Origin of the sequence: Streptomyces sporangiiformans (genome assembly GCF_005768555.2) — a bacterium.
GTDB lineage: Bacteria > Actinomycetota > Actinomycetes > Streptomycetales > Streptomycetaceae > Streptomyces > Streptomyces sporangiiformans.
On the sequence record NZ_VCHX02000026.1, the window covers coordinates 1 to 24,980 of the forward strand.

Here is a 24,980-nt window from a genome sequence, read left to right on the forward strand (position 1 = left end):
GGGCACCGCGGAGCCGGGCCGCGCGGCGGCTCCGGCCCGCGCGCGGGGTGCGAACGGGCGGCGGAACACGCCGGTCGGATCGGGCGTCCCGGCAGGCCCCGCCTCGTGCTGCGCGGGCTGCTCACCCGCTGCCGGAAGGAAGGGCCGCAGCCGCTCGTACACCTCCTGCACGTCCGCGGGCCGCGCCTCGGGCGCCTTCCGCAGCAGGTGCAGTACGAGCTCCTCCAACTCGGCGGGTACGTCGGCGCGCAGCTGCCGCAGCGGCGTCGGAGCCGCGTTCACGTGCTGGAACATCAGCAGGAACTCGCTGTCCGCCGTGAACGCCAGCTGCCCGCTGAGCAGTTCGTGCAGCACGCACCCCAGCGCGTACAGGTCGGCCTGCGGCGTGAGCTGGCCGCCCCTCACCTGCTCCGGCGACATGTACTGGTACGTCCCGATCGGGCTGCCGGTCGCGGTCAGCTTGGTGACGTCGGTCCGCAGGATGGCCGCGATGCCGAAGTCCAGCACCTTCACCGTCCCGTCCCGCGAGACGAGGATGTTGCCCGGCTTCAGGTCGCGGTGGATCACCGGCACGTCGTGCGCGTACGACAGCACCGTGGCCACCTGCGCCGCGACGGCCACGGCCCAGCTGACAGGCAGCGGCTTTGGCTTCTCGGGGTGGATGTAGCCGGTCAGCGGTACTCCGTCGACCAGCTCCATCACCAGGAACAGATGCTCGTACGAGTCGTCCAGCACCGCGTCGTACACCTGCGGCACACCCGGGTGCTGGATACGTGCCGTGATCCGCGCTTCGCGCTTGAAGCGCTTGGCGAACTCCTCGGCGAGGTGCGGGGACGTGACCGACTGGCCCCTGATCACCTTCACGGCGACGGGCCGGTCCAGTACGGCGTCGTAGCCCCGCCAGACGTCGCCCATGCCGCCGTGGCTGAGCTCTTCCAGGAGTTCGTAACGTCCCGCGACCGGCTTCTGTGGCACCCATACCCCCGTCGAGTGTTCTCGCCGGCGTGCGGTGGGTCGGCGCCGGTCCGACTGGTCGGGGACAAGTCTCGTGGGTGCGGCGATCTTCCGTCCAGCGGGCGTGCCGTTTACCGGTCAGGGGCGGCTGGGATCGTCAGCTACGCCCAGGTCGTCTTGCCCGGGCCGTCGGCCCGCGGGCTCCAGGCCCAGAGGTCCGCGAGCGCGGCGACAAGGAGCAGGCCGCGGCCGTCGGTGTGGTCGCCGTCCGGGTCCGCCGGAGCTTCGGCAGGCAACCGCTCGCCGCGGGTGTCGGTCACCTCGATGCGTACGGTCCTGTCGTGGGCGGTGAGCCGCAGGTGGAAGTCGCGGCCGGGGACGTGTCCGTGCCGGACGGCGTTCGCGCACAGTTCGGCGGCGATGAGCGTGAGTGCGTCGTGTACCTCGCTGTCGTACGGGATGCCCCAGGCGTCGAGCCGCTCGCCGCAGAGGCGTCGGGCGAGGCGGGCGCCCCGTGGGGTCGAACTGAAGCGCATGGCGAAGTGGTGGGTGGGGGTTGGCAGTTGCGTGGTGGTGGTCGTGTTGCCTGCGGGATTGCTGGTCATGCCTTCACCGTTGCGTTTGGTGGCGTAGCGTGACCAGAGGTGACGCGCCGTCGCGGACGTGTTGTACGTGACGGGGCGGGGCGTGTACGTGCGGTGCGGGGGAGAGACGGTGGCGGTGCTGGTGGCGGCGACCATGCGGGACGACGAGGCGGGGCAGCGGCCGGAGGACGAGCCGGGCTCGGGTGTTGTGGCCGCGTTCGGACGGCAGTTGAAGCTTTTGCGGGTACGAACGGGGATGGACCGGGCGGCCTTTGGGAAGCTGGTGGGGTACGCGGCGGAGTCGATCGCGTCGATCGAGCAGGGGCGGCGGATTCCGCAGCCCAGGTTTGTCGACCGGGCGGATGAAGTGCTGGATGCCGGGGGTGTGTTGGTTGCGCTGAAGGACGTTCTGGCCCGGGCCCAGTACCCGGCGTTCTTCCGGGACATGGCCCGGCTGGAGGCGGAGGCGGTTGAGCTGTGCGCTTACGACACGCTTCTGGTGAACGGGCTCATGCAGACGGAGGAGTACACCCGCGCGGTCCTGGGAATGCGCCGCCCGTTGCTCGACGAGGAGACGATCGAGCTGCGCGTTGCAGCCCGCTTGGCGCGCCAGGAGATCTTCAGCCGTTGGCCTGCTCCGCTGCTGAGCTTCGTGATGGACGAGTCGGTTCTGCGAAGGCGCATCGGCGGGAGGACGGTCCTGCGCGGACAACTTGAACAGCTCCTGTTGATCGGACAAAAGCGCAACGTCGAGCTACAGGTGATGCCGATGGACCGCGATGACAACGCGGGCGTTGATGGGCCGTTCACGGTGATCGCGCGTAAAGGCGGCGAGCAGTTTGTGTACACGGAAGTCCAGGGGAGCAGCAATCTGCTCACCGATCGCGACGGGACGCGGCTCGCCGCCGCACGCTATGGGATCATCCGAAGTCAGGCTCTCAGCCCGCGAGAGACCCTTGGATTCATCGAGAAGTTGCTGGGAGAGCTATGACCACCGTCGAACCCTCAGACCGCCACTCTGGGATCGCCTGGTTCAAGAGCAGCTACAGCGGTGCTGAGGGCGGCCAATGTGTCGAAGTCGCCGCATCCGATGACGCCGTACTGATACGGGACTCCAAGCAACTCGCCGGGCCCGTGCTGGCCGTTGGGAACGAGGCGTGGGCCGGGTTCTTGGCTTTGGCGTCCGGTCGCTGACGAGCGGGAGGCCCCGCCGTAGGTGTGCGAAAGCGTGAACACTTTCAGGGAAAGTGTTCACGCTTTCGCGTAGGTGCCTCGGCCGACGGGTCCGGGACTACACGCCGTCCAGGCCCTCCTCGCTGCGGATCATGCGCCACGCGGCGCGCCGCGCGCTGCGGTCCAGGTTCGACTTGAAGTTGCGGTCGGCGCCGAAGTAGCGCTTGCCGAGGGTGTCGATGGTGGAGACGTGATCCATCATGTAGCCGTTGAACGCCTTGTCGAAGACAACGCCGAAGTTGTCCTCGTCGTTGACGACGGCGGCGGCGCGGACCTTCGGGTCGTTCTTGGCGGCGTTGAAGGCGGGGAGGACGTCCTCCTCGGTGAACTCGGTGCCGAACTTGGCGTTGAACTTGTCGATGAGTTCCGAGAGCAGTGACTTCTCCGCCTCCTTGGCGCCGCCGGAGCCATCGCCGAAGCCCTTGAGCTCGGCCGGGCCCTCGGGGCTCAGGGAGACGTCGTGTTCGCCGGTCTTCGCAACACGCAGGTGGCTGAGGTCGATCTCGCCTATGTCGACGCCGCCGTCGGCGCGGCGGGGGAGCCGGTTGAGGAGGTAGCGCCCGTAGAGGTGCAGCCGCTCCAGGTCGGGGTCGTGGTACGGCACGATCTGGGCGAGGAAGCCGTACTTGCGGACGTAGTCGTTGAGATCGGCGCGGAAATCCTCCGCGGTCTCGACGTCGTCGTCCTCCTCGCTCTCCACCAGCGCGGTGAAGCGGATGACTGCGGGGGAGAGGAGCCGGTACAGCTCGGCGTGGAGTTTCTCCCACTTGGCCTGGGAGCCGCCTGCCTTCTCCTTCGCCTCGAAGTAAGCCGTGGCGAACTCGTCCATGTCCTGCTCCGAGACGATCGGCGCGGACATGACGCGGCTCTGTGCGGTGTAGAGGAGGTTGGGGTCGGAGGGGAGGGTCTCCGCCTCTTCGAAGTACGGGCGGAAGGCGTCCTGGATGTCCTCGGCCTCGTTGACGAAGTCCAGGACGGCGAGGTCGGCCTGGGACTTGCGTTCGGCGGTGCGGTTGAGACGGGAGAGGGTCTGGACGGCGGCGATGCCGGTCAGGGTCTTGTTGACGTACATGGTCGTCAGGAGCGGCTGGTCGAAGCCGGTCTGGTACTTCTCGGCGACGACGAGGAGCTTGTGCTCCGGCTGCCCCTTGCCGCCCGCCTTGACGGCCTTGTCGTCGGTGCGGGTGTACGCGAACGCTTTGGGCAGCGCGCTCTCGGACAGCCCACCGTTCTCCTTGCTCTCGGTCGTCTCCTCGTCGTCGATGGTGAGGGAACCGGAGAAGGCGACGAGGACGCCGAGGTCGGGGTACTTGGTGTCGTACGCCCGGTCCTTGATGTAGCTCTTGATGGCACGCGCCATCTGCACGGCGGAGTGCCGTGAGGCCGTGACGACCATGGACTTGGCGCGCCCGCCGAGCCGGCCACGGGTGTGGGTCACGAAGTGCTCGACGATCACCTGGGCGTGCTGGGAGACCGTGTGCTCGTGCATGAGCGCGAACCGCGCGAGCAGGCTGTTCGCCTTGGAGGGATCGACCTCTTTCTCGTCCCGATTCAGGTTGGCGAGCTTCCAGTACGTGTTGTACGTGACGTAGTTGCGCAGGGGATCGAGGATGAAGCCCTCCTCGATGGCCTGGCGCATGGAATACGTGTGGAAGGGGCGGTAGACGGCCTTGCCGTTCTCCGTGCCCTCGGTGCCGAAGAGTTCGAGGGTCTTCGCCTTCGGGGTGGCGGTGAAGGCGAAGTAGGAGAGGTTGGCGGCCTGGGAGCGCTCGACGGCCTTCGCCTTGAGCTTGTCGTCGAGTGTGACGGTGGTCGCGCCTTCGTCGTCCGAGTCGGAGTCCAGTCCGAGGTCGCGCAGGGCGGACTTCACGGCGGTGGCGGCGTCACCTGACTGGGAGGAGTGGGCTTCGTCGACGACAATCGCGAACTGGGTGCCCTTTATCTCGGTGGGGTTGCGCTTGATGTAGTCCAGCAGCGCCGGGAACGAGTGCAGCGTGACCGTGACGATCTTGCCGGTGTCCCGGGAGAGGGCACGGGCGAGCTGCTCGCTCTTCGCACCATGCTTCTCGTCGACCTTCACGACCAGGCCGTCCGTCTGCGAGAAACTGCCGACAGTTTCCCGCAGTTGGGCGTCGAGGTTGCGGCGGTCCGTGATGACGATGACCTTGTCGAAGACGGGTTCGCCGGGCTTGACGCGGTTGTTCGCCAGGGCCTCGGTGTCGAGGAGACGCGGGTCCGTGTCGGCGTGCAGGTCGCTCAGACGGTGGGCGAGCCAGCCGATGGTGTTCGACTTGCCGGAGCCGGCGGAGGCCATGACGAGGTAGTTCTGGCCCGCGCCGTGGGTGGCCGCGTGGGCGGTGAGCTTCTTGACCACGTCCCACTGGTGGTAGCGCGGGAAGATCGTGGACTTCGTTGTCCCGCCGCCGGGCGTCTTGTGCTTCTGCTGGTGGGCGAACCGCTGGAGAAGGTCGAGCCAGTTGTCCCGCTGCCAGACCTGTTCCCAGAGGTACGAGGTCGCGTACGCGCCGTGAGTGGTGGGCTGGGGGTTCCCGGCTCCGCCAGGCCGTCCGGGGCCGTTCGAGCCGGTGTTGAAGGGCAGGAACTGGGTGCTCTTGCCCCGAAGTTGGGTGGTGACGAAGACCAGGTCCGGGTCCACGGCGAAGTTCGCGATGACCCGCCGCGTGAAGATCAGCTCGGTCGGATCGCGATCCGTCCGGTACTGCTCCTTCGCGTGCTCGACCCCCTGACCCGTGAGGGGGTTCTTCAACTCGGCCGTAGCAACCGGGATTCCGTTCAGGAAAAGGGTGAGGTCGAGGCGGTGGCCCCAGTCGGCCTGCTTGGTGGCGTAGGGGAGTTCGCGGACAACGGTGAGGCGGTTGGCCCGGTAGCCGTCGAGAACGGTGTCGTCAGCAACGAGGTTCGGCTTGAAGTAGGCGACGCGGAGCCGGACCCCACGGTCCTTGACCCCGTTCCGGAGGACGTGCAGCAGCCCGTCGTCAGCGATGGCCCGGTCCAGGCGCTGGGCAAAGCCTCGCTGGGCCTCGTTCGCGTCGCCATAGACGGTGCGTAGCTCATGCCATTCGTCGGGCTGGGACTTCCCGAGGAAGGTGAACAGCTCGTTGGTGTCCAGGCCGAGGTCGGGTCGGTAGTCCTCGGGGTTCGCTTCGCGCCAGCCGCGCTCAAGGAGGGCGGCAACTATGGCGGAGCCGAAGGCGGACTCGTCGTGCACGGGGCTCATGCCGGGACTCCGTCCGTTACGTTGCGCCCGCTGGCGGTGGATACGTCGAATTGACCGGTCACGGCGGCGGTGACTAGCGATCGGCTACGCTCGCGTAGCAATTGGACCTGACGCTCCACTAGCAGCCGATGCTGGGTTGCTTGACGTTCAATCTCATTGCACTGCGACGCAATTTCAGCCTGCTCTGACAGCTTGGGTAGCAGCAGTGGCATATTCAGTAGAATTCCGCTGTTCAGATTGGGCATCGTGCTACCGATTGCCTCAAGTTGAAAATAATGTCGCACTGCTGGGATTGACAAGTAACGTCGCAGGTAGGCAGGGTGGAAGGAGCCCTCTGCGAATCGAACTCGTAGGGAGCCGGTACCGCAGACCCATCCTTCTTCGTTCTCGGTTACAATCCCGGCGCGCCCGAGTTCACCTCGTCGTCCGAAAATGACGTCACCGGTCCGAAGGATGTGCCGATCCAGTCGTGCTCGCACCTCGTCGGATACCGTCACCTGGCTGTCTGCCACCAGGCCAGCAGGCGTGATGTTCGCCGGATTCACAATAGGCCACGCGTTATCCACGTAGTCCTCGGCGTGCAGCTGGCTTCCGAAAGGTCCGGTCTGTACATCGCAATCCACGGACCGAAGGCGTCCCTGCCGCCAACTGGAGGGAACTTGACCGAGTGGCTCGTACTCTGAGGGTCTCTTCTCGCCATGTACTGCGCCGCCGCGCACGGCGACGTCCATACGGCTGACAGTTTGCTCAACCAGCAATGCCAACGTTCTTGAACGGAGCTCTACGAGTTGGTCGAGGCGGGCCGTCTCGGCGTCGAGGAAGTCGGCGATTCGGTGCTGCTCCGCCAGCGGTGGCGAAGGCAAGGGGAAGCGCTTGATGTCTCGCTGGAAGAGATGGGGTACTCCCATTCCATCTTTTACCGCACCGATGTGCCCCTGAATGAAGGTGCTCTGAATCACGTAACGAAGGAACCGTGGCTCCATTCCGAACGACCGGAGTACTGCGATTGATCCATTCACTGTGGCAGGACGCGGAACGCGTCGCACGATGTTAACGATGCCAAGAGTACTGCCGTCCTTGGCAAGAAGCACGTCACCCGCTTGCAACTTGAGCTCGGGTGACTCGTTGAACCGGAATTCCGAGATGTAGTTCACGTTCGCAAAATCGATCTCGGAGCTCTTGATGTTCGGTGTAGCCAGGAAGGCGTATCCGTCAGGCTGGTATTCGGCTGCTGTAAGAGCCTTCCATCCGATCCGCGCATTGACAGTTGCGACGCGGTCGAGGCGGGTCGCATCCCAGCTTTGGGGCAGGGCACCAAGGGCATCACTCATTCCGTAACCTTCCCCAACAGTTCCTGGATCTCTGCCTCCAGAGCCTTCAAATCCGCGTCAATCTCAGTCAATGGCCGCGGTGGCTTGTACACATAGAAATGCCGAGTGAACGGAATCTCGTACCCCACCTTGGTCTTGCTGTGGTCGATCCATGCGTCCGGCACATGTGGGTGAACCTCACGCTTCAGATACTCATCGACGTCCTCGCCCAGCGGCACGTTCTCGTAGTCCCGCAGTTCTGAGTCCGGTTCAGGCGCACCCTTGACCTGTTGCTCCTCGCCGTCCGGGCACCGCACCCCAATGGCCTCCCGTACCGCCTTCGCGAACGGCGCCCCGGCCGGCCACAGCAGCCCGGCCCCGACCACCGCGTCCTTCAGCGCCACGAGTGCGTCGGACTTCGTCCCCCACGATGAGCCCAGCAGCGTACGCACCGCCGCTACCAACTCCGCGTTCTGTTCCAGCTTTTGCATCGGCTTCGACGCAGCCAGCGCGGCCAATGTCTCTTCCGTCACCTCGAAGCGGAGCTTCAACGGCCGCTCGACAGTGATCCGCTGGTACCCGAAGTCCGTGTTGGAGAAGACCTTCACCTTCCCGTGCAGCGGGTGCTCCGGATCCCCAGCTACAGCGAGTGCATCGCCATAGAGCCGCGTCACCGTAGCGATGTGCTCCTTGCCCAACTCCTTGCGCTTGTCGCCCAGCGACTTTCGCATCTTCTGCCACTGGTCGCGGGCATCCAGCAGCACGACCTTGCCCTTGTGCTCAGCGTCCTTCCGGTTCGTGAGGATCCAGAAGTACGTCGAGATGCCCGTGTTGTAGAAGAGCTGATCCGGAAGCGCCACGATCGCCTCCAGCCAGTCGTTCTCCAGAATCCAGCGCCGAATCTCCGACTCGCCCGAGCCTGCGGCGCCCGAGAACAGCGGCGAACCGTTGAAGACGATCGCGATGCGCGAGCCGCCCCCGCCGTTCACGTCGACCGGCTTCATCTTGTCAATCATGTGCTGGAGGAACAGGAACGAGCCGTCGTTGATGCGCGGCAGCCCCGCCCCGAACCGGCCGGACTCACCCAGCGACTTGTGCTCGTACTCGACCTCCTCCTTCACCTTCTTCCACTCCACACCGAACGGCGGATTGGCGAGCAGGTAGTCGAACTTCCGCCGCGCATGCCCGTCATCGGAGAAGGAGTTGCCGAAGACGACGTTCTCCGGGTCCTGACCCTTGATCATCAGGTCGGAACGGCAGATCGCCCACGACTCGGGGTTGAGCTCCTGCCCGAACATCTCCACGGTGGCGTCCCGGTTGAGCGCCTTGATGTGGTCGTCCATTGCGGACAGCATGCCGCCCGTTCCGCACGCCGGGTCCATGACCGTACGCACGACACCAGGCAGGTGAAGCGCATCCCCATCCGGCGCGATCAGCAGGTTGACCATCAGCTTGATGACCTCACGCGGAGTAAAGTGCTCACCAGCCGTCTCGTTGGACTGCTCCGCGAACCGGCGGATCAACTCCTCGAAGATGTAGCCCATGTTGTGGTTGGGCACGGTCTCGGGGCGCAGGTCCAGGTCCGTGAACTTGCCGATGACCAGGTACAACAACCCTGCACTGTCCAGTCGTTTCACCTGCTGTGCGAACTCGAAGCGGTCCAGCACCCCGCGGGCGTTCTCCGAGAACGCCCCCACGTACACCTGGAGGTTCTTCGCCGCGTTCTGCGGGTCCGCCGCGATCTTCTTCAGGGTCAGGCTCGACTTGTTGTAGAAGGAGTGGCCCGAGGCCCGGCGCAGAAACCCGTCCGGGTCGATCTCGCTCTCCTTGTACTGGGCCGCCAAGTCCGCGACCTTCTCCCGCGTCGGCTCCAGTACGCACTCCAGCCGACGCAGCACCGTGAACGGAAGGATCACCTTGCCGTAGTCCGACTGCTTGTAGTCACCGCGCAGGAGATCCGCGACGGACCACGCGTGGTTCGCCAACTCCGTGTGCTTGCTGCTGTTCAAGGGATTCCCCGAGTTCCTTCCGTGCCGTTCCGCCCCCGCCGTCCCGTACGGGCCGGGCGCATGCCGACAAGTGTGGTCGATGTGTGAACGTCCAAGCGCCCTATCGGGGCGAATTGACTCGCTTGGTGCGTGGGGCGAGGGCGGTCTCCTCGGACGGCAGCAGCTGCCCTCCAGTCAACCCACCCGCCAAAAGCCTCGCCGTGTCCTCCGCCAGCCTCGTCGCCCGCCCCGCCTCCGCCCTGAGTTCATGCACGCGCCGGAACGCCTCTCCGTACCGCCGCTGCTCCTCCAGCGGCAGCAACGGCACCCGCAAACGCCCAGGACTGACCTGCAGGACCGTGGTTCCCGACGACGCACCCGCGATGTTGTCGTCCGCCCCCAGGAACCCGGCGAGGAACCAGGCGTCCAGCCGCGCCGGGTCCGGGCGGAAGAGGTGGACTTGCGGACCAAGCAGCGCACCCGCGTCCTCCTTGCCCGCGACACGAGCCATGAGACCGCCCGCCGAACCGCTTCCGCCCGCGACCCCTCGTACGAGTACATCCCCGGCAGCGATGACGGGCGCCGTCTCGCTGCGCAGGTCAGCGGGGGAGCCGGTCGGCCCGGAACCCCTGGCGATGTCCGAACCTGTGAGGACCACGACGCCGTCGACTCCCGCGTCACGCACACCCCCCGCACTTTTCTCCGCCTGCCGCGACGCCTCCGGCACGGTCCGCAGCAGCGTCAGCGCACCACCGCGCGCGAGGTCCGACGCCGTCGCCGTACGCCAGGCCCGCGCCGCGGCGCCTGCGGCGCTCCACGCCGCCGAATCCGCCGCCCTGCCAAGGGACGTGGCGGCCTTGACGAGATCGCGGCGCGTGGCGGTCAACTCGGCGGACAGTTCCGCCGGGTCGGCGTCGGCCCGTGAGGCGCGTACCTGACGTGACGGGGTCAAGTCCACCAGTTCGTCCAGGAGATCGACGATGCTCACGGCGCGAGCGATGCCGGGCTCACCCTCGTACGCATCCGGCCTCTGTGTGAAGGCTTCCCACGCGCCCACTGCCTGCTCGGTGATCCCGCTCCAGTCCAGGCCCGCGGCCCGCCCGCCACCGCGCGTCCGTGTCTGTAGGGCCGTCGAGTGGTCGGCGCCGCCCCCGGCGTCCGCCGTCGCCTGCGCCGTGTCGACGAACAGCACCGACTTGCGCTCGGGACCGCCCGGTTCGGGCCGCTGAAGGACCCAGAGCTGCAGGCCGATGTGGAGCGGCGCCGCAGCGCCGGGCGGTAGCGCCAGTACTGCCCGCAGCGCACCGCCGCGTACAAGTTCCGCCCGTACGCGACGCCCTGAGGCGCGGCCGGCTGTGGCGGGTGGCAGTACCAGTACCGCGTAGCCACCCGGTACGAGATGCGCGAGCGCGTGCTGGACCCAGGCCAGCTCCGACTCGGCGCGGGCCGGGACGCCGTACGCCCAGCGCGGGTCGTACGCCAACTCGTCGTGACCCCAGTCCCGGTCGCCGTACGGCGGGTTGCACAGCACGGCGTCGGCGACGAGGTCGGGGAAGGCGTCCGCGCGGAGGCTGTCACCGGCGCGCACGGTGACCGTGGCCCGCGGTGCTGTCAGCATCAGGCTGACCGCGCTGCGCCGCGCCTGCACGGGCAGCGAGTCCTGCCCGTACAGCTCACTCACCTCGCGGCGGGCGGCAGCCGCGAGCAGCGTGCCGCTGCCGCAGGCCGGGTCGAGGACGCTGGCCGGGGTGCCGGGGAGCAGGCGTGCGGCGAGATCCGCGAGCGGTTCGGGCGTCTGGTAGGTGCCGCTGGCGGCGCTGTCCTCCAACTCCCGCTCCGCGAGCACCCCCAGCGTGGCATGTCCGCCCTCGTCCCGTACGCACAGCATCAGTGCGCGCAGTACGGCGGTGTCAGCGGCCGCGAAATGGACGGCGTCCGCGCCCGGTACCGCGCCGGCGAGTTCCGCCACTGCACCGTCTACACGTGCGGCCAGGTCGGCGTCCGCGAGTTCCGTGAGCGCCGTGAGTTCGTCCAGTGAGTGGCGCGCCGCGGCGAGTACGAGCAGCAGCAGGTCCGACGTTCCGCTGCTGCCTTGCGCACGTAGGCGGAGGGTCGTGCGCAGCTCCTCCGAAGGGCTGGCCGCGGAGGCGTGTCCCCGCGAGGCCAGCCAGGCACGCACCGCCTCAAGGTCGTACAGAGGGCTGCTCTCCGTGCCGCCCGACGGGTCCGGGAAATCGTCGTGCCGACGACGCCAGTTGCTGACCGTGGCACGCGTGACTCCCGCGATACGGGAGATCTCCGCGGCGGTGACCTGGGCGGATGGCTGGGGCATGGCGTGTGTCCTGGGCCTCTCGGTAGTGAGCAGTAAACAATGTACAGCGCTCGTCAAATCCGTCAAGGCGTTTGACGATGCTTTCATGGCTATGGTTGTCTGGTGATGCTTCCGGTGGTGGGTGCTTGCCCCGTGGAAGCCGCTCGATCGTCGTGCCTTGCCCTCGCCCGGTGCCGCGCCCTGTGCCGACCGGACGATCAAGTCACCCATGCGTGATCAAGAGATCCCGGCGTCACCCACCCGCCTCGACCTAAACGGAGATCCGTCATGACCAATCCGAACTTCAGTCCTCAGTACGGCCGGAACCCGCAGGACGGCTGGGGCCCGACGCCTCCGCTCCCGCCCACCGATCCCCGGGCAGGCAGCCGTCGAAGAGCGTGGATCATCTACGGGGCCGTCGCCCTGGTCTCCCTGTTCGTCGGCGTCGGCATAGGCGCGGCCGACGGAAGCGACGCGGCGGACGGGAGCGTCGACGAGGCGGGGTCCAAGCCCCGGCCCACGGTGACCGTCACCGAAGCAGAGAAGGCTGAGGCCGAGCCCGCCGCCACCGTCACCGAGACGGTCACCGCCAAGCCGAAGAAGACGGAGAAGGCGGGGCCCGTGAGCAGCTTCTCCGGCGAGGGCGAGTACCTCGTGGGCGAGGACATCAAGCCCGGCACGTACAAGTCGGCCGGTCCCGAGGACGAGTTCGGCTGTTACTGGGAGCGAGCCAAGGACGCCAGCGGCGAGTTCGGCTCGATCATCACCAACAACAACCTGCAGGGACCCGGCCGCGTGACCCTCAACCAGGGCGAGTACTTCAAGACCAACCGCTGCCAGGAGTGGAAGAGGGTCGGATGACGCCGCCTGGCAGGACGTAGAGGGCGACGCGCCTCGGAACCGCGGACTCAGCCTCACGGATGACAGCTCGCTCTCACCGATGCCCGTCAGGGCGTCGCCAAAGCCGCCGTATCAATGACAGGCCCTCAGGAAGGAGCCACCACCGTGCCTCTCACCCGGGACACCGCACAGCCCCAGCACAACACCGGTCACACCCGCCGCAGCACCATCTACCTCCTGCAGGACACAGGAACCGAGTCCGCCGACCTCCGGGCGGCTCTCAACCTCAGGTACGAACGCGACCACGGATTCGCGGTGGAGGACGTGACGACCGGGGGCGTGCCCGGACTCCTCTGCCACGGGGTCATCGGGCGCCACCGCCCGCCCGACTGGACCGCCGCCGTCGACACCCTCACCGGCCGAAAGCCCTCGGTGGTGAACCGCACCGCGGCTTGCGCTCTGTTGCTCCCCGTCGACGGAGAGGTCTTCGCCCTCACCTTCGGCATGGGACACCTGCTCCTCGACCAGAGCAGGATCTCCCCGGGATTCGGATTCAACTTCGTGCTGCGCGCGGCGCAGCCCGACGCGATCCGTCAGGTCACGCACAGTCTCATGGATGCCCGAGGGCGCACCGACAGGAGCTCGGCCGCTCAGGGACAGCACATCCGGACCTTCCCCATCGAGGAGTACGGCGAAGTGGTCAGCCGTCTCGTCGGCGCCATCGGCTCAACCGAACTGACCATCGGGCGGGGCCGCCGAAGGACGGCGCAGATCGCCGGCACAGACGCACTGAAGATTCACCTGGGCTCTCAACCCGCGGACCTGCTCCAGGATCTCGCGGAGATCCGCGAGATCCTCGCCCGGCAGTCCCCGGTGCCGGACTTCGAAGCCATCGCTCGGGTGCGCCCGCTCAGGCCGGGTGACCCGCGCCGCGAGACCCTTGATGACAGGCTGGACGACCTTCTCGGTGGGGGGGCGGACACCGGGAGCCTGGCGCTCACGGTCCCGGCGGCCTGTCTGGATCAGGAGGACGGTGCCATGTCGTACCGGGTGAAGGTCCGTAGTGAGCGAGAGTTGCTCCACTCCCTCGATCTCGACGGCGTGCTGGGTCTGCTCGACGGCGTCCAGCCCGGAAAGCGTCTGGCCGCCCTGTCGGACGGATACATACAGATGCACAAGGACGAAGAGGGAAGCGATCCGATCAGCGCCCAAGTGAAGGCCCACAAGTGGCTCGCTGCTGAGATCTCCCTCGGCTCCAGTCGGTACTTCCACCACGCGGGCCGCTGGTTCGAGATCGGAGACCAGTATCTCGAGGGCATCCGTCGTGAGGTCGACGCCCTCCTGACGACACGGGCCGGGGTGACACTCTTCGACTGGACCTCCGCCTACAAGGAGGAGAAGGACTACAACGAGGAGGCACGGAAGCACGGTTACGTCTGTCTCGACCGCAAGCTCATCAGGACCGCGCAACATCCGCACGGGTTCGAGGCCGCCGATCTCCTCGGCGAAGACGGCACCCTCATCCATGTGAAGCGGGCCGAGTCCTCAGCTCCGCTGAGTCACCTCTTTTCCCAAGGCCGGGTGTCCGCCGACGCCTTGCGCTTCGATGCCGAAGCAAGATCGGAGTTCGTCGGACGAGTCCGCAGCCAGGACCCGGACCATCCCATCAGCGACGATTTCACTCCCACCAAGGTCGTCTATGCGATATCCCTGAAGAGCGGGAAGCCATTGACGACACAGAACCTCTTCACCTTCGCCCAGATGTCCCTGCTGCACGCCGCCCGGGCACTGCGAGCCCAGGGCATCGACGTGGCCGTGCTCGACATCCCGACCATCGTGGACGAGCCAAGGCCATGACGGTCCCGCTCGCCGTCCTCCCTGCTGATCAGTGAGGAAGAGGACCGTGCCAACATCAGTGGCCGGTTCTCTGGTACTACCGAGGCATGGGGATGGAGCGGTTCATCGGCATCGACCTCGCCTGGGCGCCGGGCGAAGGCCCTGTCAAGCCCAACGAGACCGGCGTGGCCGCCATCGACGGGCGCGGTGCGGTGATCGATTGCGGCTGGACCTGTGGGCTCGAGGAGACGGTGTCATGGCTGGCCAAGACAGCTGCCGACGGGTCGACGCTGACCTTCGTCGACGCGCCGCTGGTCGTTGACAATCCGGCCGGCCAGCGGTTGTGCGAGCGGGAGGTCGGCCGGCGGTACGGCCGCTGGAAGGTGAGTGCGAACAGCACCAACCAGAACTCCCCCCGCCTGGCCGGAGTGCTTCTGCGGGAACGGCTGCGGGAGTCAGGCTGGTCCTACGACGACGGCAGGGGCGGGCCGCCGACGGGTGGGCTGGTCATGTCCGAGTGCTACCCGTACACGACGTTGGTCGGGGCCGCCGAGCTCGGCTATGACCGGGAGCGCCCGACGTACAAGCGCCGGCCGGCGCGCGTGCCGACGGCTCAGTGGCGAGCGGTGCGGGCCGAGGAGTGCGACACGCTGATCGCGCGTATGGCGGGCCTGGCCACGGCGGATCCCCCCCCTGCTGCTCTCGTCCCATCCGGTCTCCCGTCGCCTGCTCGACGAGCCCTCACCTCAGCGGGCAGCCGACTACAAGCATCGGGAAGACCTCATCGACGCCCTGCTCTGCGCGTGGACGGCCGCACTGTGGTCCCGGCACGGACTGGCACGCTGCCAGGTCCTGGGAGCCGACAGCCTCGCACCGTCCGGATGTGCTCCGACGATCATCGCGCCGGCCCGCCCCGAGCAGCGGCCGTCCCCTTCTCACGTGTCTGCCGCGAACAACCGGCCGATCAACTCCGGGTAGGACAGGCCCCCTTCGGCCAGAATTCTCCTCAAGGCCTCGGGCGGGCCCGCCTGGAGCGGGGCCGGTGCGCCGACGCGGCCGGGCACTGCGGAAAGGTCGCCGCCGCCGAACCGTGATTCCGGTGTGGCCGGGGGACGTACCAGGTAGGTGCGCCAGACGCGCGCCGGGGGATTCAGCAGGACCAGGTGCGGGGCCGCCCATGCGACGAACGCCCAGCGGTTCCTGCTCCGGGCCCGGACGAGCACACCGTTCGGGTGGAGTCGTCCGAGCCGGTCGGCAGCTCGGGACACGACGGGGACCGGGTTGCCGAAGGAGCCCGTGATCTCCCAGAGTCCGTCCTCGTACGAGGCTTCCCAGCCGGCTGCGGAGAGCTCCTCGACCACCTCCGCGGTGGGGTCGTCCTCCTGAGCCAGGGCAATGAGCCGCTCCACCTCGCTCCAGGGCGCGACGCGGGCCAGTGCCTGCTCGGGCGGGATCATCAGATCCTCCACCTGAGCGGGATCGGCGCGCGCGATCATGTCCTTGCCGCGTTGCCAAGCGCGGGCGGCCAGCACGTCGTGCTCGCCGCCTCCGGTGAAGGTGGCGTCCTGGCTGAGCAGCGTCATCACCACTGCCGCCACCGCGTCGACCCGTCGCCGGGTCTCGGGTGGAGGCTGCTCGTCCGCCTCGCCCGGTCCGGCTTCGGCAACGAGAGCCTCAAAAAGACGGCTGAGGCCGTTGCGCCAGCTCTGGTCGCTCTCGTTCCAGACGCCGGCGGCCAGGAGCTGGACATAGAGGTTCGCCACAAGCAGCCGTACCGGAACCGATGCCGCGGCTGATCCGTCGGGGCCGACGAGCGTCCCCACCCAGCGCTGGACCCAGGTGCGGCATCGGGCCCGCTGCTCAGGGGCGATGTGCAGGGCAAGAGGCACGCTCGTGGCCAGGGGGTCCTCGTCCTCCGTCGCGTCCTCGTACGTCTCGTCGTCCTCCGCGGTCCCGCCACCGGTGACCGCCGATACGACCCAACGTGACGACGGCACCGGCGGCAGGCCGGTCTGCAAGGTTCCGAACGCCAGATCCGTCAGCGGTGCCCCGATCATCCGGCGGCAGTCCGCGAGGTAGGCATCCCAGCGGTCGACCCCGCTCAAGGTCACCGAGCTTGCCGCCCCACCGGTCGCCGCGCTCACCCGAGGCGCGGAGGTTCCCGCGGTGAGCTCGCGCAGGCGCAGCAGATCGGCCTCGAAGCGGCGTGCGGCGCGCTCGTCGGTGAACAGCACCTGCGCCGTGTAGTCGTATCTCAGCCGGGGCCCGCTGTCGGCATCGTGGCGTCGTGCGCAGTGCACAGGGCTGTAGACGAAGACAACGGGCGATTCGACGGTGCTGCCGTCCGGCTGGACGCAGCTGGCGCGAACCGCCGCGCCCGGAACCTCGGGCTGCGGGAAGGAACAGGTCGACGTGCCTGCGGGGATGGTGCCGATCTGCGCCCAGGAGCCTGGCGAACCGTCGGGAGAAGTACTGATCGCAACGGGTGTCGACCAGCTGCGGGCCAGCGAGACATGCAGGCCCTCGCTGTCCGTTTTCGCGCCGAGCAGGACGAGTCCGCGACCGGTGGGGGTGAAGGGCCGGATGGTGCGGCCCACCAGGCTCGCGAGTGGAGTGGTGCGCCCTTCTTCGGGGAGCAGCGGCAGCGTGTCGGCGGCGAGTACCGCGAGCTCGCAGTTGCCGCGGTCGCTCGTACTGGTGCACAGCGCGGCGCCGGTGAGGTTGGGGCTTCCGGTGAGCGCGTGGCGTCGGCCGCCGGTCTGCCATTCGACGAACTTGCCGTGCCGCATCCGCGTCTCGTCGAGAAGTCGGATCTGGATCTGCGCGGAGGTGGCGGCGAGGGCAGCCTTGATCGTTTCGGCGTCGTAGCTCGACCACCGGGGCTGGAGACCGAGGGTGATACGGCGGGGGGCCAAGCGGTCGACGAGCGCGCTCAGGGCGTGGCCGGCTTCGTCGATGAACGGGGCGTATGCGTGCAGATCGTCGACGGGGCCGCGTGGCAGTTGGTCCAGCAGACTCTGACGGAGATTGTGCAGCAGCCGGGGACCGGCTTCCGGCCCGGCAGGTGCGTTGACATGCCGTTCGGTCAGGAGGGCGGCCAGTTCCGTGAGGTGACTCGCCGACCAAGGGGCCATGTCCACGGCGGAGGGCAGTTCCTCCAGCCAGTCGGCGAGGTCGGCCAGGAGCGCGTGGGAGGCGTCGTCCTCGGTTTCCACCACGGTCCACAGTTCGTCGTTGGCACCCCAGCCGGACAGTGTCGGGTTGCCCGAGCCCACGGCCAGTCGGCAGGCGTGTTCGCCGACCAGAAGCACGACCTTGGGATGGAAGGCGCCACGACAGGTGGCGAGGCCGTGCAGGTAGCTGCGGCCGGCCGTACGTACGTCGACCGGATCGTAGAGCCCTTGGGCGGCGTCACCAATGACCGCGGTGCGGGCGCCCAGGCCACGTGCGACGGGTATGGCGACCTTCTCCAGGAAGGGAAGATCGACCGTGAATCCCAGGAAGAGTGCTTCGTGGAGTGCTTGCTGATCGCTGCGTTCTGCCCATTCGCGCAGCAGCGTGACGGGGGAGGCGAACCGGGTGTGCTGTCCCGCGTTCACCGGTCTGTCCCCAGGATCCGCCGACCGTCCGCCGTGACAGTGTGACAGTCGTCCTGGAGGGCGAAGAGCCCCAGCTGCTGTGCGAAGAACCCCAGTTGGGGGATGCGGGTGCCGATGTCGGAGTCTCCTTCGTCACCGGTTTTGAAGTACCGCTCGTTGCGAAGATGCAGACGGGAGAAGATCTTCAGCCCGCCCGTCGCCGGGTCGGTGCGCAGCTTGGCGAGGGCGACTCTGCGGGACTGGGCCAGCATGTCGTCCACCAGCCGGGCGGCCAGATCGCTGACCGGCCGGTCGACGTAGTCGTTGAGGAGACCGTCCACCCACGTCGGGTCGAGGAACTCGGCCCAGCGCCGTTGCCGACCCAGGAAGACGGCACGTACGTCGTCGGACAGATGGCCCTCTCGGGACCGCAGCGCGCCCACGATCAGCAGCAGCACCTGGGTCATGGGAACATCGCCGTCCTGCTCCAGGAGCCGCCGTTCCACCGGCAGCAGTTGGCCTGTCGCGCTTTTGAGCGGCGGCAGATCGCCCAGAATCTGCCGCACATCCTTGTCCGGGGCCTGTTGCGCCAGCCAGTCGCGCAGTTCCTCGGCCGACCGGTCGGCCTCGCCGTCCTTGGATCCGATACTCGAGACCAGCGCCGCCCACAGCCGACGCCAGGCGCCGATGGAGTAGTGGCGCAGCAGCACTCCCCGCCAACCCGCTGTCTCGGGAATCGCCGCCAGGACCGGATCCGTGGTCATCTCCTCGCCGAAGGCCACGGCGGAGCGCAGCGTCTCCTGATAGCCGTCGCCGGCATGGCCGTGGAGATCGATCGCCCGGGCGAGGATACGGAGCGTCGCGCGCCGGGTGCGGTCGGAGGCCTCCCAATCCTCCGGCACATGGGCTCCGCCGGCACTGGTTGCGGTCAACACCTCCGTCAGCCACGCCCGTTCGGCCGGACATGGGACGCCGAGGGCCGCCTGCTCCGCCGCTTCCAGGTCCGCGAAGGACACGACGTCCCGCGCCGCAAGGGACAGCAGCGGGGCGAAGAGCTCCTGGACGGCGGCAGGGCACGCGTGCCGTCCCGGTCTGAGTGCTCCTTCCCGTACGTCCACCATGCCGAGCACCATGGCGGGTCCGCCGTACTGATCCCAAAAGCCCCAGCGGCGGGGCGAGTACGACTGGTTCAGCTGCTCCTCGTCGGCGGCTCGCGCGAGTTCCAGTTCCTGTGCGCAGAAACGGCGTACCCGGTCGACCCCATGAGCGGACCATGCCGTGTCAGTCTCCGCCTGATGCCGCCGCAGCGCCGCCAGCAGCACCTCGCAGCGGCGAACCAGCCGGCGGCATGCGGTGACATCCAAGGCGTTCTGTTCGGCGTGCGCCGCGATCGCCGCATACATCGAGTGGTAACGAACGTACCGGGTCACCGTGGACACCCCAGGCACCAACCGGTCCACCGCCCGCATCACGGGGCCCTCCACCGCCAGGGGATATCGCCCGGCCCGCACACCCAGCCCCTCAAGCGCCCACGCCGGCCCATGGACATCCGCTGTCACTCGCCACCCCAATCGGCCTGCCGGAGGTCCTCAATGGTCCGCTCACCGACACAACTGAGGCAAGTGGCAGGGTGAGTTGAGGACACCGGTGCGCACGGGAGTGTTGCGTGTGCGGGGACTCTTGACGCTTCAGTTCCCGGCTGGATACTGACGGCACGTGCCATGGGCTCCTCGTGTTTACGCAAACATCCAGCCCGCTCGCCAGTGAGCCCACATAGCTCCGTGCCGCTCCACCCCGCTCGACTGCGCTCCGCTTCCTCGACGGACGGACTGATCATGCCGTCATCGCCACACCCGACGGCCTCACCCCCCACAGGAGGACCTCTCAATGAGTCCACGACGGGCCATGGAGCCCGCTGAGAGAACAGTCATGCCGTGGCGCAACAAGGTGGTCATAGCCGCGCTGGCAGCGGCCGTTCTGGCTGGGCCCGGCATCGCCCAAGCCGCCCCACAGGCCGCCCCGCAGACCGCCCCGGCATCCCAGGAACAGAGGGCCGCGGCGGCCAGCATCACCTGGACCCTTGAACGGGCGAGCAACCCCACCGCGGACCAGCGGGCGGCCTACGACCTCATCACGGCGGCCATGAACGCGGCGGTGGCCCGGTACAACAACCTCAGCGACCTGGGCAAGACCATCACCGTCCGCTACGACCCGGGCGTGCCCACCGCCGACGGCAACATCAACGGAACCATCCGCTTCGGCAACCGCAGCTACATGACCCAGAGGACGGCTCTGCACGAGATCGCCCACACCATCGGCGTGGGTACGAGTTCGGGCTGGTCCTCCCTCGGCGGCAGCGGCACCTGGCGCGGCGTCCAGGCGACGGCACTCGTCCAGCGATTCGACGGTTCGGGCGCCAAACTGTCCACCGGCGGCGGACACTTCTGGCCCTACGGCCTGAACTTCGAGAACGAGTTCTCGAACACGGCGGCCGATCGTCACGTCCAGATCGTCGCCGCCATGGTGCGTGACGGTCTGTAACTCAGGGGCTGCGTGCGGGCGGTGACCGGGCGGGACTCCGCTCGGGACTCCGTACGACGTTCGGAAACGCCCGCTGCACTCGGCCCAGACCGACCTGCCGACCGCTGGAGTACGTGTCCGCCCCCCCCAGCGGTCGGCAAGCCGCCACGACTAAACCAGGCGCCTGATCTCCCCGCGCACTCGGTAGAAGCCGCCCGGGGAGGAGTGCAGCGCGTCCACCACATAGCGGGCGCCGGGCTGCCGTATCGCACGTGGGAACTGGACGTTCCAGCTCGGCTCGTAGCCGTCGGAGACCACGTGCACCCGTATGCGCCCTCCTTCCTGAACGCACTCCACGACGACCCCGCTCCCCGCCGCGGGGGCGGCAGTGACGGTGGCGACGGAGGCGGCGGTGGTCAGGGGCGCGTAAGTCGGCAGGGCAGCCGCCAGCTTGATGTCCGCGGGAACCGGGACGGTGCCCGAGTGGGCAGCGTTGATCGCGGACTCGCTCGCATCGATGCAGGCAAGCGAGCCGTCCGTGGAGACGAGGTACAGCCTCTCGTCGCGGTACTGCATGGAGAGCGCCGAACCGCCGCCCGTACCGAGCTTCCACAGCCGGGTGCCGTCGGCGCTGAAGCAGTAGACGGAGGAAGCGGAGTCGCCCGCGAAGACGTACCGTCCGCCGGGGGAGGAGGCACACGAGTACACCGCGGCGTCACACTGATAGGTGGCCTCGATCCGCCCGGTGGACTTGGAGAGCCGCTGCACGACCCGCCGCCCCGTCCCGGCGTAGACCGAGTTCTCCTCCTGCCATCCGAAGAGCACATTGCCGCTGGTCGCGGTATGCCAGAGCCGGCTGGTGCCGTCCGCCGCGTACGCCGTCACACCGCGGCTGTGCCCGTGGTACACGGTGCGGTCGTCGGCGCGCACCATCCACGCGTTGTCCCCCGACGAGTTGCGGGACCACTGGAGTTCGTCCTCATGGTCGATGACGGTCAGGCCGCCGTTGCGGTCGGAGACGTTCAGCACGCCCGCGTGGATGTCCAGCCAGAAGATGTCCACGTCATCCGCTATCTCGTAGGCCGCGAACGGCACCTTTGACGAGAGGTCGTACACCCGGCCGTCGTCACAGCCCGCGTAGATCCAGAAGTCGTCCGCCACCAGGCACTTCACACCGTCAGGCAGGGAGTAGTGCGCCAGCACCTCGCCGTCGTGGCCCAGGTTGTAGACGTCGCCGTGCTGGTTGCCGACCCAGCAGCGGTCCTCGTCCACATGGATACCGAACGCCGAGGCGCCGGTACGAAACCGCCACAGCACGGGGGCCGTAGCCCGTGCCGTGGACGGAGCGGACGTCGCCTGGCGGCGCGTCACCGGGCGGGCCGCGCGCTGCCCCGGCACGGCGGGCGCGTATCCCTTCCGTACCTTCTCGGCGATCTTCTTCGCCGCCGCGGCCTGGGCCTTCTGGGCGGTCGGGAAGGTGGAGGTCTGGCGTTGCCCGTCCACGCCGATCCGCCCGTACCGCACGGCGACCGTTGTCCCTTCGACGGTCACCTCGTAGAACTTGTGGGCACCGCCGTCCTCCTGGGACAGCTCCAGATATGTCGTGTTCCCCGATTGACGTGCCCGCACAGCAGACATGGCACACCCCTCCCCAAAGGCCCGCTCGGCCGGCGCGGCCGATCTCCAGTGACTCAAAAGCTAGTGGTCGCCACTGACATCGACTCCGCGGGCAGCCGGATCGCGCATCCGCAGTCGGCGGGGCACGCTGGAAGCAGCCACTCGCGATGCACGGGGTCGCCCGGCGCGGGTCGAGGCCCACACGCCGGTGCACGGGAACAGGACGAGGTGACCACGTATGCGCCACGGGGCCGTGTCACCACTGCGGCAGGTTTGTCGCGGCCCTGCCGGCGAGGGGTGGAACGGGGGGCACGACCCGGCTGACGGACCCGTCGGCGGTTCCCCTGAAGCTGATTCTCCGGGATCCCCGGTCCACGACGGGCCCGCCAGAAGCAGCAACCACACGAACCACAGGAACGACACGAATCACATAAGTCACAAGCGTCTCACAGGTCACGGAAATCACCTCGGCGGTCGGCGGCACCGGTCGAGGGAACTGGGCCACTTCCTCCACGTCAGGGGCACGCGCATATGGCGGCGTGCCAGGGAAGTGGAGCTGATGCACCGGGCCATGGGCTTCGCCGCGCTGGGGCTGGTGACGCTCGCCCCGCTGCTGATCGTGGTCGCGGCGGCCGCCCCGAGCCAGGAGCGCGGCTTCGCCCTGTGGGTCGTGGACGGCATGGGGCTGTCCGGGCGCCCCGCCGACGCCGTGCAGGACCTCTTCGCCGCACCCCGCAAGGTCCTGAGCACGACCAGCGTCCTGAGCGTGGTGTTGCTCGTGCTCTTCGGTGTGCCGTTCGCGGGCAGTGTCCAGACCGGCTACGAAAAGGTGTGGGGCCTGGCGGCCGGGCGCTGGCACACGGTATGGCGACGCGCGGTGTGGCTCGTCGCTCTGACGGCCTACCTCTTCGCCGAAGCGCAGAGCGGGGCCGCCCTGGGGTCGGGCACCCTGCGCTCATGGACCCGGATCGGGCTGAGTGCGTTGCTCGGCGGGCTCTTCTTCTGGTGGGGGCAGCGTTTCCTGCTCGGCGGCCGGATCCCCTGGCGCGCCCTACTGCCGGGTGCCGTCGCCACGATGGTGGGCCTGGGTGGCCTGCGCCTCTTCTCGTCCCTGGTCTTCTCGCCACTCATCGTGAGCAACGCGGTCTCGTACGGTTCGGTCGGCACCGTCCTGATCGTGACGTCCTGGCTCGTCGGTGTCGGCTTCGTCGTCTTCGGCGGCGCCCTCGTCGGTCGCTACTGGTACCTCCACGAACCGCACCACATCCCGCACCCGCACACCCGCTCCCGGAAGCACTGATGCGCCGCGGCGTCCATGAGCTGTTCGGGTGTCCGGAGGTTCCGTTCTGGTGCGCCGTGGTCGGTCGGGCAGGCCGGGTCGCAGGATCCTGATGGCGGCGGAAACGATCCGACGTTCAGGGGTTCATGGTGGCGCGAGATGTCATTCCGTACGAGGTCCAGGGCAGCGGCGCGGGGCGGGTGATCCTGCTCCATCATTGGTTCGGCGATCGGACGGCGTTCGCGCCGATGCGTGAGCACCTGAACGGCGAGGCGTTCAGCTACGCCTTCCCGGACTGCCGCGGCTGCGGGGAGGCCCAGCAGATGGCGGGCGCCTTCACGATGGAGGAGATCGCCGCGGATGTTCTCGCGGTGGCCGATGAACTGGACTGGGACACCTTCTCCGTCGTCGGCCACTCCATGGGGGCGATCGCTGCTCAGTTGGTGCTGCTGAACGCGCCCGACCGGGTCCGGTCACTCATCGGTGTCGCCCCGATGCCCGCCTCCGGCTTCCCGCTCGAGGGGGAGTACCGCGATCTGTTCTACGGTGCCGTGGAGAACCCGGCGAACCGGCGGGCCATCATCGACACCGTCACCGGCGGCCAGGAGGACGACGCCTGGCTGGACGCGATGGTGAGCCGCTCGCTGGCGCGGACCACACCGGAGGCCTTCCGCGGCTACCTGGAGTCCTGGTCGACCACCGACTTTCATGAGCGGGTGCGCGGCAACCGCACCCCTGTACTCGTCGTCACCGGTGCGCACGACCCGGTGCTGGGTGCCGACGCGGCCCGGGGTACGTGGTTGGAGTGGTACCCGAACGCCGAACTCGACGTACTTGACGGCTGCGGGCACTTTCCGACGGAGGAGACTCCCCAAGCCCTCGCCGCGTCACTCGTGCAGTTCCTCAGTCGCTTCGCGAAGTGAAGTGAAGTGAAGTGATGTGAAGTGACGGGACGGGACGGGACGTGAAGTGACGATGGCGGCTCCCCGGACGGCACCGGGTGGCGCGGTCGGGGGAGCCGCATCCCCCGGGTCACTTACGGGGGCACTCCTTCCAGGCCAGGTGGTAGATGGTGCTGATGTCGCCGTCGGTGGAGTCCATGGTCATGAAGCTGGTGCTGCCGGGCGCGGAGGTTCCCGCGTTGACGCGGAGTTCCGTGTTGATGTTGAAGTTCCGCTGCACTCCGCAGGGCGCCCAGACCAGCTGTGCCCAGTCGGTGCTGTCGGTTGCCTGCCAGTTGTCGTTGTACGGGCCCCTGAACGGATGGGTTCTGGAGTGCGTGTTCGACGACCCCTGGAAGTAGTACGAGGCCTTCTGGGTGCTGTTCGCGCCCGGCTGGAGTGAGGCGAAGCCCCGGTAGTCGACGCTCGCGATCGCGTAGGTGAAGCCCCCCGGTACGTGGACGTTGAGGTTGAGCTGGCAGTTCTTGCGGAACGCGGTGGGGCTGGCCCCGCCGCCCACCTGGGCGAGGTAGTCGCTGTACGTCACCGTGAAGGCCGTGTTGTCCGGCGAGACGGCGATGGCGGCCGTTCCCTGGGGACAGCCCGATCCGTTGACCGTGGCGACCTCGATCACGATCTTGTCCGGGGGCGGGTCCATGATCACGGAGGGTGAAGCCTGCGCGGGGATCGCGGAGGCGAACAGTGCCGCGGCGGCCGCGCCGCTCATGAGCAGTCCACCAGCCATGTTTCT

Annotated in this window: 17 protein-coding genes; 7 read left to right on the forward strand and 10 right to left on the reverse strand. The window is 68.0% G+C overall.

All coding sequences use genetic code 11. The features are described 5' to 3' along the window. Together FGD71_RS01040 and FGD71_RS01045 are read right to left on the reverse strand one after the other, a co-directional pair. On the reverse strand, window positions 1-975 hold a 975-nt coding region (locus FGD71_RS01040), incomplete at its 3' end, for a serine/threonine-protein kinase (protein ID WP_140935788.1). Window positions 976-1,115: 140 nt separating this feature from the next. Then, window positions 1,116-1,559: an ATP-binding protein gene (locus FGD71_RS01045; protein ID WP_119098468.1), complete on the reverse strand. Its 444-nt coding sequence runs from the start codon at window positions 1,557-1,559 to the stop codon at window positions 1,116-1,118. A 133-nt stretch (window positions 1,560-1,692) separates the two neighbouring features. On the opposite strand from FGD71_RS01045, the gene FGD71_RS01050 reads away from it, so the two are divergent. Together FGD71_RS01050 and FGD71_RS01055 are read left to right on the forward strand one after the other, a co-directional pair. Continuing rightward, window positions 1,693-2,529 carry a helix-turn-helix domain-containing protein gene (locus FGD71_RS01050; protein WP_119098469.1) on the forward strand — a complete coding sequence of 279 codons (837 nt, stop codon included), beginning with the start codon at window positions 1,693-1,695 and terminating at the stop codon, window positions 2,527-2,529. After that, window positions 2,526-2,732 (forward strand): DUF397 domain-containing protein, encoded by a 207-nt coding sequence (locus FGD71_RS01055; RefSeq protein WP_119098439.1) that lies wholly within the window; start codon window positions 2,526-2,528, stop codon window positions 2,730-2,732. The genes FGD71_RS01050 and FGD71_RS01055 overlap by 4 nt, the downstream gene beginning before the upstream one ends. Before the next feature lie 97 nt (window positions 2,733-2,829). Here FGD71_RS01055 and FGD71_RS01060 read toward each other — a convergent pair whose 3' ends face one another. The 4 genes from FGD71_RS01060 to FGD71_RS01075 all read right to left on the reverse strand — a co-directional run bounded on the left by FGD71_RS01060 (window position 2,830) and on the right by FGD71_RS01075 (window position 11,639). Beyond that, window positions 2,830-6,009 (reverse strand): type I restriction endonuclease subunit R, encoded by a 3,180-nt coding sequence (locus tag FGD71_RS01060; RefSeq protein ID WP_119098440.1) that lies wholly within the window; start codon window positions 6,007-6,009, stop codon window positions 2,830-2,832. Then, window positions 6,006-7,340, reverse strand: a complete 1,335-nt coding sequence (locus FGD71_RS01065) for a restriction endonuclease subunit S (RefSeq protein WP_119098441.1) — start codon at window positions 7,338-7,340, stop codon at window positions 6,006-6,008. The genes FGD71_RS01060 and FGD71_RS01065 overlap by 4 nt, the downstream gene beginning before the upstream one ends. Further along, the gene (locus FGD71_RS01070; RefSeq protein ID WP_119098442.1) at window positions 7,337-9,328 is read right to left on the reverse strand and encodes a type I restriction-modification system subunit M; all 1,992 of its coding nucleotides are present in this window, start codon (window positions 9,326-9,328) and stop codon (window positions 7,337-7,339) included. Before FGD71_RS01070 ends, FGD71_RS01065 begins: the two co-directional genes overlap by 4 nt. Window positions 9,329-9,428: 100 nt before the next feature. Continuing rightward, window positions 9,429-11,639, reverse strand: a complete 2,211-nt coding sequence (locus FGD71_RS01075) for an N-6 DNA methylase (protein ID WP_119098443.1) — start codon at window positions 11,637-11,639, stop codon at window positions 9,429-9,431. A 267-nt stretch (window positions 11,640-11,906) separates the two neighbouring features. Here FGD71_RS01075 and FGD71_RS01080 point away from each other — a divergent pair, with 267 nt between their 5' ends. Both FGD71_RS01080 and FGD71_RS01085 read left to right on the forward strand, forming a co-directional pair. Further along, window positions 11,907-12,479, forward strand: coding sequence for an Rv1352/Rv1906c domain-containing protein (locus FGD71_RS01080; RefSeq protein ID WP_240436327.1), 573 nt, complete (start codon window positions 11,907-11,909; stop codon window positions 12,477-12,479). A gap of 144 nt (window positions 12,480-12,623) precedes the next feature. Then, window positions 12,624-14,315 carry a DUF6119 family protein gene (locus FGD71_RS01085; protein ID WP_162930987.1) on the forward strand — a complete coding sequence of 564 codons (1,692 nt, stop codon included), beginning with the start codon at window positions 12,624-12,626 and terminating at the stop codon, window positions 14,313-14,315. 914 nt (window positions 14,316-15,229) lie between these two features. On the opposite strand, the gene FGD71_RS01095 is transcribed toward FGD71_RS01085, so the two are convergent. Both FGD71_RS01095 and FGD71_RS01100 read right to left on the reverse strand, forming a co-directional pair. Further along, complete coding sequence (locus FGD71_RS01095) at window positions 15,230-17,893, reverse strand: phospholipase D-like domain-containing protein (RefSeq protein WP_119098445.1); 2,664 nt, start codon at window positions 17,891-17,893, stop codon at window positions 15,230-15,232. Then, window positions 17,890-19,302 (reverse strand): hypothetical protein, encoded by a 1,413-nt coding sequence (locus FGD71_RS01100; protein ID WP_240436328.1) that lies wholly within the window; start codon window positions 19,300-19,302, stop codon window positions 17,890-17,892. Before FGD71_RS01100 ends, FGD71_RS01095 begins: the two co-directional genes overlap by 4 nt. A gap of 499 nt (window positions 19,303-19,801) precedes the next feature. Between FGD71_RS01100 and FGD71_RS01105 the strand changes: the two genes are divergently transcribed. Beyond that, window positions 19,802-20,413 carry a hypothetical protein gene (locus FGD71_RS01105; protein WP_420878221.1) on the forward strand — a complete coding sequence of 204 codons (612 nt, stop codon included), beginning with the start codon at window positions 19,802-19,804 and terminating at the stop codon, window positions 20,411-20,413. A 150-nt stretch (window positions 20,414-20,563) separates the two neighbouring features. Here the strand turns inward: FGD71_RS01105 and FGD71_RS01110 are convergent, their stop codons facing one another. After that, on the reverse strand, window positions 20,564-22,030 hold the full coding sequence (locus tag FGD71_RS01110) for a WGR domain-containing protein (RefSeq protein WP_119098448.1): 1,467 nt from the start codon (window positions 22,028-22,030) through the stop codon (window positions 20,564-20,566). Between the two features lie 538 nt (window positions 22,031-22,568). Here FGD71_RS01110 and FGD71_RS01115 point away from each other — a divergent pair. Together FGD71_RS01115 and FGD71_RS01120 are read left to right on the forward strand one after the other, a co-directional pair. Beyond that, window positions 22,569-23,309 carry a YihY/virulence factor BrkB family protein gene (locus tag FGD71_RS01115; RefSeq protein ID WP_119098471.1) on the forward strand — a complete coding sequence of 247 codons (741 nt, stop codon included), beginning with the start codon at window positions 22,569-22,571 and terminating at the stop codon, window positions 23,307-23,309. 125 nt (window positions 23,310-23,434) lie between these two features. Further along, the gene (locus tag FGD71_RS01120; RefSeq protein ID WP_181359097.1) at window positions 23,435-24,211 is read left to right on the forward strand and encodes an alpha/beta fold hydrolase; all 777 of its coding nucleotides are present in this window, start codon (window positions 23,435-23,437) and stop codon (window positions 24,209-24,211) included. 109 nt (window positions 24,212-24,320) lie between these two features. Here FGD71_RS01120 and FGD71_RS01125 read toward each other — a convergent pair whose 3' ends face one another. After that, a complete protein-coding gene (locus tag FGD71_RS01125) occupies window positions 24,321-24,974 on the reverse strand; it encodes a DUF4360 domain-containing protein (protein ID WP_119098449.1) in 654 nt (217 codons plus the stop codon). Window positions 24,975-24,980 lie beyond the last annotated feature (6 nt).

What these genes read in the sequence shown, in the direction of transcription:
- FGD71_RS01055 (WP_119098439.1), top strand. Translation starts at nt 2,526, where the DNA reads ATGACCACCGTCGAACCCTCAGACCGCCACTCTGGGATCGCCTGGTTC.
- FGD71_RS01120 (WP_181359097.1), top strand. Translation starts at nt 23,435, where the DNA reads ATGGTGGCGCGAGATGTCATTCCGTACGAGGTCCAGGGCAGCGGCGCG.
- FGD71_RS01060 (WP_119098440.1), bottom strand. Translation starts at nt 6,009, where the DNA reads ATGAGCCCCGTGCACGACGAGTCCGCCTTCGGCTCCGCCATAGTTGCC.
- FGD71_RS01110 (WP_119098448.1), bottom strand. Translation starts at nt 22,030, where the DNA reads ATGTCTGCTGTGCGGGCACGTCAATCGGGGAACACGACATATCTGGAG.
- FGD71_RS01115 (WP_119098471.1), top strand. Translation starts at nt 22,569, where the DNA reads ATGCACCGGGCCATGGGCTTCGCCGCGCTGGGGCTGGTGACGCTCGCC.
- FGD71_RS01050 (WP_119098469.1), top strand. Translation starts at nt 1,693, where the DNA reads ATGCGGGACGACGAGGCGGGGCAGCGGCCGGAGGACGAGCCGGGCTCG.
- FGD71_RS01075 (WP_119098443.1), bottom strand. Translation starts at nt 11,639, where the DNA reads ATGCCCCAGCCATCCGCCCAGGTCACCGCCGCGGAGATCTCCCGTATC.
- FGD71_RS01105 (WP_420878221.1), top strand. Translation starts at nt 19,802, where the DNA reads ATGCCGTGGCGCAACAAGGTGGTCATAGCCGCGCTGGCAGCGGCCGTT.
- FGD71_RS01125 (WP_119098449.1), bottom strand. Translation starts at nt 24,974, where the DNA reads ATGGCTGGTGGACTGCTCATGAGCGGCGCGGCCGCCGCGGCACTGTTC.
- FGD71_RS01065 (WP_119098441.1), bottom strand. Translation starts at nt 7,340, where the DNA reads ATGAGTGATGCCCTTGGTGCCCTGCCCCAAAGCTGGGATGCGACCCGC.
- FGD71_RS01045 (WP_119098468.1), bottom strand. Translation starts at nt 1,559, where the DNA reads ATGACCAGCAATCCCGCAGGCAACACGACCACCACCACGCAACTGCCA.
- FGD71_RS01080 (WP_240436327.1), top strand. Translation starts at nt 11,907, where the DNA reads ATGACCAATCCGAACTTCAGTCCTCAGTACGGCCGGAACCCGCAGGAC.